This window comes from Mucilaginibacter sp. P4_G9, assembly GCF_056400985.1.
The window spans coordinates 1-13,116 of the sequence record NZ_JBFUKF010000137.1 but is presented as its reverse complement, the minus strand read 5'-3'; the positions used below and the strand labels follow the sequence as shown (position 1 = coordinate 13,116).

At 44.3% G+C, this 13,116-nt stretch carries 7 protein-coding genes; 1 reads left to right on the top strand and 6 read right to left on the bottom strand.

The features are described from left to right. The first annotated feature begins 301 nt into the window (after positions 1-301). Positions 302-1,066, top strand: a complete 765-nt coding sequence (locus tag AC1DPZ_RS13340; protein ID WP_477404086.1) for a LytR/AlgR family response regulator transcription factor — start codon at positions 302-304, stop codon at positions 1,064-1,066. A 387-nt stretch (positions 1,067-1,453) separates the two neighbouring features. Here AC1DPZ_RS13340 and AC1DPZ_RS13335 read toward each other — a convergent pair whose 3' ends face one another. The 6 genes from AC1DPZ_RS13335 to AC1DPZ_RS13310 form a co-directional block, all read right to left on the bottom strand. Beyond that, positions 1,454-3,391, bottom strand: a complete 1,938-nt coding sequence (locus tag AC1DPZ_RS13335; protein ID WP_477404084.1) for a sialate O-acetylesterase — start codon at positions 3,389-3,391, stop codon at positions 1,454-1,456. A gap of 401 nt (positions 3,392-3,792) precedes the next feature. Next, positions 3,793-5,421 (bottom strand): GH35 family beta-galactosidase, encoded by a 1,629-nt coding sequence (locus tag AC1DPZ_RS13330; protein ID WP_477404082.1) that lies wholly within the window; start codon positions 5,419-5,421, stop codon positions 3,793-3,795. Positions 5,422-5,549: 128 nt separating this feature from the next. Further along, on the bottom strand, positions 5,550-7,175 hold the full coding sequence (locus AC1DPZ_RS13325; protein ID WP_477404080.1) for an endo-1,4-beta-xylanase: 1,626 nt from the start codon (positions 7,173-7,175) through the stop codon (positions 5,550-5,552). A 76-nt stretch (positions 7,176-7,251) separates the two neighbouring features. After that, a complete protein-coding gene (locus AC1DPZ_RS13320) occupies positions 7,252-9,066 on the bottom strand; it encodes a RagB/SusD family nutrient uptake outer membrane protein (RefSeq protein ID WP_477404078.1) in 1,815 nt (604 codons plus the stop codon). An 18-nt stretch (positions 9,067-9,084) separates the two neighbouring features. Next, the gene (locus AC1DPZ_RS13315; protein ID WP_477404076.1) at positions 9,085-12,192 is read right to left on the bottom strand and encodes a SusC/RagA family TonB-linked outer membrane protein; all 3,108 of its coding nucleotides are present in this window, start codon (positions 12,190-12,192) and stop codon (positions 9,085-9,087) included. 600 nt (positions 12,193-12,792) lie between these two features. Then, on the bottom strand, positions 12,793-13,116 hold a 324-nt coding region (locus AC1DPZ_RS13310; protein WP_477404074.1), incomplete at its 5' end, for an SDR family NAD(P)-dependent oxidoreductase.

The following is a 13,116-nucleotide window of genomic DNA, read 5'->3' as shown; positions in this document are numbered from 1 at the left end:
AGTTCGCGATTGCCGCGCTGCRCTCGCAATGACATGGTTGTTGTTTGGTTCTAAAACCAACGCATCTTTACAGGGTTTTTCTGGTAGGTTACAATGACGCTCTATTTATTTCTATACTGCTCCCCTTTCAATCACCAATTATAATTATTCAGCCTGGTTTTTGCCCGCTTCGGTGTACAATCTCTAAGCACATTCCCTCAATTACTTACATTTGTATTTATGTACCGTTTCTGGTCGGGGGGATGGCGATATTATCAAGAAGGTCAAAGCTCATTTGCAGTAAGTATAAAATTGTTAAAAAATGAATATTGTAATCATTGAGGATGAAGGGGTAGTTGCAGACGAACTTGAGGTGAATATCAGGCAATTGGTAGATGAACCAGTGGATATTGTTCAGCTAAGATCGGTGAAGGAAGCTATTACTTACTTCAAAAAAGCGGAAGCTCCCGACTTGATTTTCAGTGATATCCAGCTGGGCGACGGATTGAGTTTTGAAATATTTGTAGCCGAACCCGTTTCCGTCCCTGTAATTTTTTGTACAGCTTATGACGAATATGCCTTAGACGCATTTAAAGCTAACGGAATAGACTATATATTGAAGCCTTTTACAATCCAAACCCTTGATCATGCGCTTCAAAAATACAGGCAGCTAAAAAAAATATTTTCGGCAGACCAGACACCACAATACGATGCATTGATGCAAATGCTGGCCAACCGCGAACCACAAACGGCTTCTTCGGTACTGGTTTATCACCAGGATAAGATCATCCCGGTAAAACTGGAAGATATAGCCATGTTTTACCTGGCTAACGAGATCACACATTTGCTCACCTTTTCGGGCAAAACCTTTTACCCCAACAAAAACCTGGACGAACTTGAAAAATTAAGCGGGAGCTATTTTTTCCGGGCTAACCGCCAGTTCCTGGTTTGCCGTAAAGCAATTACCGATGTGTCAAGCTTCTTCTCCCGAAAACTGTCCCTCAATCTTAATGTACCCTTTGGCGAAAAAGTGATCGTCAGTAAAGGCAAGGCGCCTCAATTCCTCAACTGGTTAACAAAAGCCTGATGCGCTGATTGCATTTTATCCGTGTGCCCCTCCGCCTCAACTATGTGTGTGCAGAAGTAAGTATGCGCCGTTAGGTGCAACCTATTTGTAGTAATTTTGAACAAATGACAAGTTTGCTCCATAGGTGCAACCCCAAATAGCAAGGTATACGTTGCTGTTGGAGGGTAGCCTCTACGAGGCAAAGGTTAATGGGTATGTCTTTTCTACAAATAGGTAGCACCTAACGGTGCAGGCTGGATCTCCTTGCGTCTTTTAAAACACATAACACCGCTGGAGTTGGAAATGGTTGGTGAATCATTGACTCCGTAGGAGTCGCGTGTTTATAGCACCGGAAAACCCCAAAGCCTGGCTCCGTAGGTGCCTCCTGCTTAAAAGTGATTCCCCCGTCTAATCGCCCGTTTCAAAAGGCGAAGCGGGCAGCCCATCCTTATTATATAAATTGGCCCCTTCGGGATTGTCAGCCCAGGCATAACGAACATATGCCGGATGCGCAACGGTTTCATTCCAAACAATCACTTCATCGCCTTTAATACTCACTTTTGCCCAAACATATTTTTTATCTGCGCCTGCTATTGCAAAATATGGCAAGCCTTCTCCGTCTCTCAGTTCCAGGCCGCTACCTATATGGCTGAAGGTTAATATCATTTTACGGCCGTCTATTTTTACCGACTTGTAAATTGGGCCGGAGTATTCCGTTTTGTGATCTCCATAAGCAAAATGTTGCGCCGCCAATGCCAGGCGGTCGCCAATCACCTTCTTATTCAAAGGGTGGATATCGTTCCATTCGCCGGCATCAATGGTTACAACCATAGCTGTATTTGGCATCTGCAAAGCCTTTAATTGGCTCGATCGCAGCTCTGCCCAGTTACTTTCCGACGGCGAATAATTTACCTCCATAAAATTGGGAAGTTGTACATACAAAAATGGCAAATTACCTTGTCCCCATTTGTTGCGCCAGTCGGCAATGAGTGCCGGCAGTAGCTGTTGATATTCTTTGGGCTTATTCGTATTAGCCTCTCCCTGGTACCAAACCATACCTTTTAGGGTATAAGCAGTAGCTGGCGCCACCATGGTATTATACAGGCCTGTTGGCGAATTTTGCATAGCAATAACATTAGCATTGTTATCTGCGGGCAGATCTACCCGGCCTACGCTATATAGCCAGTCGCCTCTCAAATCGATATTTTGCCCGTTTGCAGTAATGTAGTAAGGTTTGTCGGGAACAAATCCTCCTTTGCCAGCTGTATTTACCACTTTAACTACGATGATATTTTTACCTGGTTTAAGTAAGCCGGCGGGGATTTCATACCTGCGCGGCGGGTATTGATAGGTGGTTTTGCCAACCAAAACACCATTAATATAGGTTTGATCAGCATCTACAATCCGGCCCATAAAAATCTTTCCCGTCTGGCCCGCCATTGCTGTCGGTAAATCAATTTCCTTCCGGAACCATACCGTACCATTTAGGTTCTTAATGCCCTGGTCGGCCCAGTAGCCCGGCAGCCAGAATTTATGCCAGAATTTAGGTTCGTAAGAAATATCGTACCATGTTTTTGGGCCGCTCAGTCCCTTGTCGGGCGCTGGTTGTTGTGTAGCAGGTGTAACCGGGGGGGTACTAAAGTGTTTATTAGTATAAGTCGTATCCTTAAAGTTGCTGATGGCTTGTTGGCTTTCGGGGAATTGCTTTAAGCCCGATTCGCTTATCCAGGCTTCTATAGGCGTACCGCCCACACTCGCGTTAATAATACCGATGGGGACATGATATTTACGATAAAGCTGTTGTGCAAAAAAATAACTGACTGCACCAAAACCCAATACATTGGCAGGACTTGCCGCCATCCACTTACCCGGCGGCAGGTCGGCATGTTGCCGGGTAACGTCGGCCAATGTGGGGATAAAGAAATTCCTGATTTGCGGAAAATCTGCTGCTGCAATTTCATCAGGATATTTTTCCTTTACACGTTCCATAGGTATTACCATATTGGATTGCCCGGAGCAAAACCATACATCACCTATTAATATGTTTTTAACCGTAATTGAATTTGCGCCGCTTATGTTCATTGTAAACGGGCCACCGGCCGGCATAGCATCCATCACAATTAACCATTTGCCTTCCGCGCCGGTATTTGTATGATATTTCTTCCCGGCAAAGCTAACGTATACCCGTTCTCCCGGGGCAGCCCAACCCCATATTTTAACTTTTGCCTCCCGCTGCAGCACCATGTTGTCACTAATCAACACAGGGAGTTTAACGTTTGCGTATGTGCATGTAGCAAAGGTTATCAATAAGCTTCCAATGATATAGATTCGATAGGTAAATTTCATTTTTCTCTTGTTTATATAAAGCTGTAATTCAAAACTTAGACTGTCTAAAAATATAAAAACAGACCGTCATTGCGAGGTACGAAGCAATCCCCAAATTACAGAGTAACTGTGCAAATCTGATCTGTATTTTGGGGATTGCTTCATTCCTTTATAATAGTGTTTTTGTAAGTAATTGATTATTAATACGAAATTTTAATAATCTCATCTCCTATGTCATTGCGAGGAACGAAGCAATCGCAGGCTTTACAGGGCGGATCTGCACAGTTCGCGATTGCTTCGTTCCTCGCAATGACATGGTTGTTGTTGGGTTCTAAAACCAAAACGTCATCCCCGTTTTTTTCAGCATTAACCTGGTCTGGTGGATACAATGACGGCTGGCTATGTATTTCACTACTAACTATTTAATAGGAGTACAGTTTAACATGTTGTATGCCATATTCGTTTACTGGTATACGTACATGCCTGCCCTGGTGATCCTGGTCGCCATTCATGCGGCGCTGATTAATCCATTGGCCATTTTTAAAAAAGCCTTCGTCCACACTTAACAAGCCTGCTTTTTTCCCTTTCTCAACAGCTTCAAATGTCATAACAATCCCGTTGCCCGCTATATAGTATTCATCCGGAGCTACAGCAATAATAATTACGCCTGTTTGCGGCCAGGTATCATTCTTTGATTCGGGCGACCAGCCCAATTTGTAATCATGTGTTACCTTTAAAAGATAGTTACCCAAAGTGAGCTGCTGCACGGCATCGCCCTTATCAATAAGACAACCTTTAACCGCCGCTAAAGGCTGGTATTTTGTAATAAGGGGCGTAAGCTGTTTTAAGATCCCATATGCCTTTGCGATCGGCTCTTTTTCGGGGTTTTCTGTTGATTCGATGGAAAAAGGAGAAAAGCTAAGGCAATTGTAATTGCCGAAGGCGAAAAATGCCTTGGCATCCACACCCGGTTCAAATTTTATCTCGGGAATAAACAATGGGTTTGGGATCCTCGTATATAAATCGCACCAGTGTTTAAAATCGGGATTATAAAAATCTGGCGCCAATAGGTCTATCTCCGGTGCGCCAGCTTTCCAGATATCCATAACATGCGGCAATGGGCCTGCACTTGGATAATCTCCCGGTTTTACTCCCGGTCTGTTCAAAGCGGCATTCAGGTACAAAGGCAGGTTGTATACCTTTTTTCCGGCTATGGCAATTTCGTTCACAAAATCTGCAAACTGCCAGGCCATAAAAATTTCGTCTGCAGCCAGGCTTTGGCCAAATACTTTTGTCCAGTTTCCTGATGTTTGGCTGCCGTTGGCCTCCCATATCGTTTTTAGTTCGGGCAGTAATGTAGCCTGGTTATTTTTAAGGTAGGAGAGCAGTTTATCCGGCACAGCGCTTTCAAAGGCCTTATTGGCTTCCGTATCAAAGTTACGGGCATCGGGCAGCATCCCAATTTCGTTTTCTACCTGTATCATAATCACGGTGTGATCTTTCCCGTCAAACTCTTTTAAGTGCTGCATCAGCCGCACATATGCCCGTTTATCGGCTTCAAGATTGTTTTTGCTCAGCGGACTTAGTATTTCCTGCTGATTGCCCGAACGATCCTGGATACGTGGAAACCTGACAGGATCGGTTTTTACCCATGCAGGCACATAGCACGACATACTGTTTTTCCAGGTTCCGAACCACAATAATACCAGTTTTAGGTTATTCAGGCGCGCATTTCTGATCAGATCATCTACCAGCGTAAAATTGAATTTTCCTTCTGTTGGCTCCAATAGTTCCCAATAAACAGGCGCTATCACCGTATTGAGTTGCATGGCTTTCAGCTTAGGCCAAACCGGTTTCATGTATTCGCTGCTGGATGCGCTGGAATTGCCGAGCTCGCCTCCCAGCACTAAAAAGGGTTGACCATCAACAATGAATTGAAAATTATTGCCCGATTTAACAATCCGGGGCATCGTATTTCCGGCCGCTTGCTGTGCATTGGCATGAGTTGCATATAACCCGAATAAAAAAAATAAAGCGAGTATGTTTTTCATAGTATAGTACTAAAAATTTAAAAGCCAGCTTATGTAGAAAGAATGGCTGCCGTTGTTAGGCAGCCATTCAAACGATGAATCATAAAAAGGTGTTGCACTATTCCGGTAATTAAAAATTACATGGAAAATTATTGTGCCTTTAATGCTGCTACCATGGCGCCGTAAGCCGGTTTCTTTTTGCCGTTATTATCAAATAACAAAGGTGCATCGTTTAGCTTTTGCTGGGTTACTATCCAGCTGTTTTTATCCATTTGCCCCCAAATAGTTATCCCGTAACGCTGGGCTGCGGGTACATTTTTAATGTAAGATTGTACAATATACTTATACATGCTGGCTTGGAGAGCATACAGCGTAGGCGAGGAAGCCGGATCAATTACCCTGTTGCTGGGATTTAACTTAACATCCAGCTCCGAAACGCGGATTTTCAACCCGGTAGCGGCAAGCTTTTTAAACATATTATCAATATCGTTATAGGAGGTACTTGTGCTGCTGTGCATTTGTGTGCCAATGCCATGGATAGGCACACCTGCCGCTTTTAACTCTCCAACAAGCTTAACCAAACTATCCACCTTGGCCGATCCAGATTCAAGATTATAATCATTGATAAACAACAGGGCTGTTGGATCGGCCTGGCTGGCGTAAGTAAAGGCTTTGGCAATATAACCGCGACCTAAATACTGGCCCCAGTAAAACGTATCGGAAGCATCGGTGCCCGCAACATACGGCCCTGCCCTTAAATTGCCGTCGTCTTTAACAGGTTCGTTCACTACATCCCAGGCGTGCACCTTTGTTTTAAAGTGATTTACCATACCACTTATAAATGTTTGCAGGGCCGCGTCTATTTTAGCAGCAACGGTTGCGGCAGGCAGTGGTGTGGATAAGCTGGCATCGGTAACGGTGATGTCGTCAATAAAATAGGTATTGGCCTTTAAACCGATATCAATCAGCAGGCGTGTTTGCGCATCTTTGGCAACGAACGACCAGGTAACCTGGCTCCAGGTAGTATTGGTAGTTTGGTCGCCCTGGTATTGCGCGGTAGGCTGAGTTGATAAGCGAAACGAACCCCCTGCATTGGCCGACCGTACGTACATGGAAACATTGTAGGTAGTACCAACGGTAGTGTTCATCAAATCGCTGGCTAACTGTACTTTGTATTGTGCGCCGGGGTTGTCGGCAGCGTTAACCACTTTTAAGGCGCGTGCGCCACCATGTATCTCGGCAGCTACCTTGGTTTCACCAAACGAGGTACCGCCGTTGTAAGCGCTCCAGTTGGTAAAGTTGCTGCCGCTCCCTGATTCAAAATCGCCGTTTGATAATAAATTGGGTACGGTATTACCGGCAGAGCCAGGTATAAGGGAACGCAGATACGTGCCGTTTTGGTTTTGATGCCAGGCCAGGGTATGTCCGTAAACTTGTAAACCGGCGGCATTAACATTATCAACTAAAGCATCGGCCCGGGTAAAATCCAATGTGCCGTCATTTTTAACAATGGCGCCGTGCTTCATGGTATAACCAAAGGTTACGGTGCTGGCCTCGCGGGTAACTATGCCACGGTCGCCATAAGTATTGGCAATAAAATCATAATCAATGGCCATACCAATGGTAGTAGCCGATATCGATTTTAGCGGACCGATTGTATCGGTATAGCGGTTTGATAGTGTACTGTTTGCTCCGTTATAAAATTCCTTTTTACAGGATAATGTACTTATTGCAGCCAGTAGCATTAAACTCAATATAAATGATTTAATTTTCATTTTTTGTGTATTTAAATAACATAAAACTCAATATAAATGACATGTTTTTCATGTTTTGTGCCTTTTTAATGATTGACTAATAATAACCCGGGTTTTGATATTTATTCCTGTTCGGATCGCCGGCCGGGTCAACTACGCTGTTGATCTGGCTCTGTGGGATAGGCCGAAGGTTATTGAATGCCGCAACTTTAGCCGCTCCATCCGGATTATAGCGTTGAATCCGATCAATCAGTTTATTCCTCATAGCCAGGTCGGGCCAGCGGATACATTCGCCGCAAAGTTCGCGGGTACGTTCATCCAATATAAAATCAAGATTGATTTGCGATAGGGTAATCTGAATGGCAGCCACTCTCGCGGCAAGGTCGGTAGCAGTCAATCCCGGGCGATAAGCGGCACGGGTGCGTAAAGTATTAATCAGGGTAACTGCATCGGCTGGATGTCCATCTTGCATAGCAGCCTCAGCAGCAGTTAAATAGGTTTCAGATAATTTTGATACGATGAACGGGCGACCGGAAACATCCTGGAAGTTGGCGCGTACGCTATCATCATATTTTTTCAGGTTGGGAAACTGAAAACTTGGTTTGGTTTGATTGTTCCACCATTTGGTTGGGCCTTCAACCAGGTATTTTTTACCGGCTGCAGTTAACTGGGCGGCCCGGGCATCGGTTGGGGGCAGGTATATGGCAGTATCGCCTAATTTAAAGCCCACAGTTGCCAGTTTTGCTATAAAAGCCTGCAAATCGGCACCCGTGCGAATGGTTGCCACACGCCACATTACGCGGAAGGTGTTGTCATAGCGGCTATCGTTAAACTTATCTGCAAAAGCCACATTGTTAACGTAAAGTGTTGGCGCAAGTTGCCGCAAAGGACGTCCGTATTGTAGGGGACGGTCATCAATTAAGGTTACGCCTCCAACAGATGCCACGTTTTGATATAAGCAGTTAAACATATTGTTGGCAATGTTTACCTTGTTAGCAAAGTCGGTGCTTGGCGAAAGGTCCTCATTGGCCGAGTTGTTGAGTGGCAAACGCTCAACAGAGTACAGTATCTCCTTATTATAATCATTACCTTGTTTGTGTACCTGGCCATAGTCCTGCAGCAGATCGGTTCCGTATTTCGATTTATTGTTGATGAGTTCCATTGCCGTGGTATAAGCCATGTTAAAGTCTGATGGCTGCTTAACCGCCGAGTATCCCCTGAACAGGTATACCTTGGCTAATAAATGCAATGCTGCGGCCTGCGACAGTTTAAAGGCCCCGGCGGGGCGGGTTACCGGCAAATTTTGTGTGGCAAAGGTCAGGTCATCAACCATGGCTTTGTAATCTTTAACCAGGATATCATTAAATGGCAGGCGGTTAAAGCCATAATAAGGCACATCAGTAAACTGCAAATCTCCTGAACCTAAATCTACGGGTACAGCCCCAAAATTTTCCACAAGCAACAAGTATAGGTGGGCCCTTAAATAATGCGCTTCGGCCATAATAACATTTCTTGAAGCGTCGCTCATGTTAACACCAGGGGCAAATTTTAGTATAGCATTACAAAGATTAATACCATTGAAATTTCTGTTCCACGGCGTTAATATCGCCCCGTTGGTTGATGGTATCTGGTAGCTGCCAAGCTCCAGGAACTGACCTGAACCGGCCACCTGGTCGCCATAGGTAAATTCATCCGTGCCTACGTTGCCTAATGCCATCGCACCAATAGGGCCAAAGTCATAGCGCATATTGGCATAAATCGCGTTTACTGCAGACTGAAGGCCATCGGCAGTTTTATAATAATCGGTTGTGAAAGCTGTATAAGGATGTTCTTCCAGGGACTTTTTACAGCTGCTTCCCGCTGTTGCGACCAAAAGCAGCAGCGTAATCTGTATAATATATCTTGATTTCATAATTTAAAAAATTGATGTTTATAATGTGATATTGATACCTGCAATAAATGACTTAGTTGAAGGTGTAGCTACCCCAATAGTTAATGCCCTGCTTGATATGTTACCGGGGTCCTGAACACCCTGATTACCTGTACCTGTAGCTTCGGGATCTATACCGCCTGCGCGTACGTAAGGCGAGAACAGTATAAATGGATTTTGCGATGATACATATACACGCAGGTTTCGCATACCTATCTTTTTAGCCCATTCTTTATGCAGGTTATAGCCAAAAGTGATGGTCCTTACTTTTAAAAAGCTGGCATCAAAATAACCCAGGGTGCTACCAGCATCGCTGGTTAATGCCGATGAAATCTGTCCGCCGGAAACATTTGGTGACGGGTAGAAATTTGTTGGATTATTAGGGGTCCAGTAATCAACAGCTACCTGGTTACGGCGACCGTCATTTATGGTGGTGTATCCTGCCAGCGGCTGGTATACCTGGCTAATGAGGGTGCCGCCAAGCCGGCCATATAATACAAATGAGAAATCAAAATCTTTATAAGTGAACCGGTTTGTTAACCCACCTTGTATTTTGGCTTGTGCGCTGCCTATTACATATTTATCGTCTACAGTTAATTTACCATCGCCGTTATGATCTTCCAGTTTTATCTGGCCTGGTACAAAGCCATATTTGGCAGCCTCTGCGGCTTCACTTAATTGCCAGATACCCAATTTTTTGTAATCATAAATAGCGCTTAATGGCTGCCCTACAAATAACTGGCTGCTTATTACCTGTGTTACACTTCCATTCAAGGCTACCAGTTTGTTACGGTTAAAATAGAAGTTCAGGTCTGTTCCCCAGGTAAAGCCGTGTTTATCCGACAGGATATTTTGACTGGAAATACTAAATTCCATGCCCTTGTTGGTTACATTACCAACGTTGGTTAAATAAGGGTCGGTTATGCCGGATGTAGGGGGCAATGCAACGCCATATAATAATTTAGTGGTTTTGGCGGTATAATATTCCGCGCTGCCCGATATGCGGTTATTAAACAAACCGAAATCAAGGCCAACATTCGTAGTTCGGGTATATTCCCAATCCAGGTTAGGGTCAACAATCCGGCTAACGTAGTAGCCGTTAACAATGGTGGTACCATAGTTATAGCGCACCTGCGGGCTACCCGGCAGACTGGTATTTACTGCCGACAGACCACCTAATGTGCTATATGCAGCAATACCCTGATTGGCTGTAATACCAAAACCGGCGCGCAGTTTTAAATTGGAAATTACCGGAACACGCTGCATGAATTTTTCATTGCTAACTACCCACCCGGCAGATACCGCGGGATATGATTTGTATTTGTTCCCTTCACCTAACCTTGACGAACCATCACGGCGGCCGGTAAGCGTAATCATATATTTATCATCATATATATAATTGGCACGAAGCATCATTGCTACCAGTGAGGATTTTGCTTCGCCACCGCCCAGAATAGGGGCCGGGCTAACTGATGACTGCCCAAGGTTGTAGAACTGTACAAAATCTGCAGTGATAGAATCCTTCCGTACCGAAGTGTTATGTGATTGCTCCTGCTCAAAACCAAACAACGCAGTAACGCTTATCCGGTGTTTTTGGGCAAATGTTTTATCATAGCTAAGCAGGTTATCCAAACTGTATTTGGTAAGTGTACTATTATTAACGCTGGCGGTATTGTATGTGCCTGGCCGGAAATAGCTATCCGTTCCCTGGAACTGCGCACCTTCTTCCTGCTGAAAATCCAGGCCGGCATTTAACCGGTATTTTAAACCATCTATAATCCTTACCTCGCCATATAAGCTATTAAAAGTATGGAAGCGCCTAACCCTGTCAACAGATGCTTTAGGGTTGGCACGCAGCAACAGCGGGCTGTAAGTATTATTGTAATCATCTGTATTACCGGCGGGTTTGATATTGATGGAACCATCGGGATTATAGGGAGAAGATAATGGGCTAAGCGTTAATAAAGGGAAAACGCTTGCAGGTGATTGGCTGCCATGCGTAATGTTATAGTTTGACAGGTTGTTAAACCCGGCTTTTACATTTTTGCTGATAGTAAAATCGGCGGTGATTTTTATTGTCCCCCTGGTAAAGTCCTGGCCGGGTAAAACGGTGGTTTGTTTAAACAGGCCACCACCTGCCGAGATCTGGCTTTTTTCGCCGCCGCCGGAGATAGTGAGGTTATGATCAGTGATGTAACCATTCTTGTAAACCAGGTCCTGCCAGTCGGTATTACGGCCTGCCGCCATGCCTTGCAATTCATCAGCGCTATACCCTTGCGTGTATATAGAAAGATCGCGCAGGGCCCGGTACTGATCAGCATCATATACTTTATATTTGGACGTTACGCTGCTGATACCGTAATAGCTATTTAAAGTTACCTTGGTATCGCCTGTAGCGCCTCTTTTTGTAGTCACTAAAATTACGCCATTGGCACCGCGTGATCCGTAAATAGCCGTGGCCGAGGCGTCTTTTAATATGTCGACCGAAGCAATATCATCAGGATTGATGTCATTTAAATTGCCGCTGTAAGGGATCCCGTCCAAAACAAAAAGGGGATCGTTACCGGCCTGGATAGAGCGTTCACCGCGTATCCTGATCTGGGCACTTGCGCCCGGCCTGGTACCTGTAGCCTGTACCTCCACGCCGGCTGCCCGGCCCTGCAAGGCTTGTTGTATATTGGCCACCGGAACTTCCCTCAGCGTATTACCACTAACGGAAACCACCGAACCTGTAACATCCTTTCGTCGCTGCGTACCATAACCAATAACAACCACCTCATTGAGGTTTTTTGCATCTGGCGTAAGGTTAACCGTATAATTACTCACACCGGGTTTAAGACTGATTTCCTGGGTGGGGTAACCTATAAAAGAAACCAATATAGCGGTTTCATTAGTTTGTACACCAATGGAAAACACCCCGTTGGCATCTGTTACAGTTGCAGATGTGCCAACTTTGGTCTTGATTGTTGCTCCTGGCAATGGCTGGCCTTTCTCATCATTGACCGTGCCGGTAATTTTGTTGTTTTGCGCCCATAAAATCGCCGGATACATCAGCAATCCCGAGACGATAAACACTTTAAGCAAATGCCTTAGTTTGATTTTCTTCATAATCGTTTGGTTGTAATGGATAATTGGATGAATACTTTGAAAAGTATAATACAAATATTACAAATTATTGCAATCGATTGCACAAATTTTGAATTTTTATTATATTGATAGACTATGACTTAATTTGGTTTGTAAATTTCAATACAATAAATAATAGCTTGAATTTATTGCAATAATAAGAAGCGTTTTTATCGTGTTTATTTTTAAATAAAGCAATCGATTGCATCAATTATGCCGTGTTGATTTGGAAATTAGGAGTGTAACTGCTTTGGTGCTATTTGCAGATCTTGCTATTTAAGCATTTATGATACATTGTATTTAACGGAAACAGCCCATTGCAATAGCTGTGCTTAATCGAAAGATATGGGATGAACCTATTATGAATTATAGATCAGGATGAGACGGGGCGGAAAGCAGGCAATAATTTTATTGGCGAACCATGATTGTTAAATACAATATATAACATTTGTGGTYGGTGTATGAAAAGGTATTGCCATAGGGTCCGAAAGGTGTCATTAAGTAGGTGACAAGGTTAAGGCAGTGCGAATAAAGGAAACGATGTGACTAAACGTAATGAATAACAGGGAGAAAATCGTAACCTTAAAAACCGATGGAGTTACCGCCATCAACCTGGAGCACTACACCTGTTACATATTTTGCGCTATCGGTGGCCAGGTAATAAACGGCATCAGCCACATCGGCCGGATCTCCTAATTTGCCCATTGGTGTACGGCCTAATACTTTTTGTTTCCTGTCGGGGTCGTTATCCAATGCCTTTGCCGACATGTCTGTTGCGATAAACCCTGGAGCCACGCAGTTGATACGAATGCCCTGCGGTGAAAGTTCGGTAGCCATAGCTCTTGTCATGCCTTCTATGGCTGTTTTTGAAGCTGTATAGGCTATTACATATGGTATGCCATATTG

What these genes read in the sequence shown, in the direction of transcription:
- AC1DPZ_RS13330 (WP_477404082.1), bottom strand. Translation starts at nt 5,421, where the DNA reads ATGAAAAACATACTCGCTTTATTTTTTTTATTCGGGTTATATGCAACT.
- AC1DPZ_RS13340 (WP_477404086.1), top strand. Translation starts at nt 302, where the DNA reads ATGAATATTGTAATCATTGAGGATGAAGGGGTAGTTGCAGACGAACTT.
- AC1DPZ_RS13325 (WP_477404080.1), bottom strand. Translation starts at nt 7,175, where the DNA reads ATGAAAATTAAATCATTTATATTGAGTTTAATGCTACTGGCTGCAATA.
- AC1DPZ_RS13335 (WP_477404084.1), bottom strand. Translation starts at nt 3,391, where the DNA reads ATGAAATTTACCTATCGAATCTATATCATTGGAAGCTTATTGATAACC.
- AC1DPZ_RS13320 (WP_477404078.1), bottom strand. Translation starts at nt 9,066, where the DNA reads ATGAAATCAAGATATATTATACAGATTACGCTGCTGCTTTTGGTCGCA.
- AC1DPZ_RS13315 (WP_477404076.1), bottom strand. Translation starts at nt 12,192, where the DNA reads ATGAAGAAAATCAAACTAAGGCATTTGCTTAAAGTGTTTATCGTCTCG.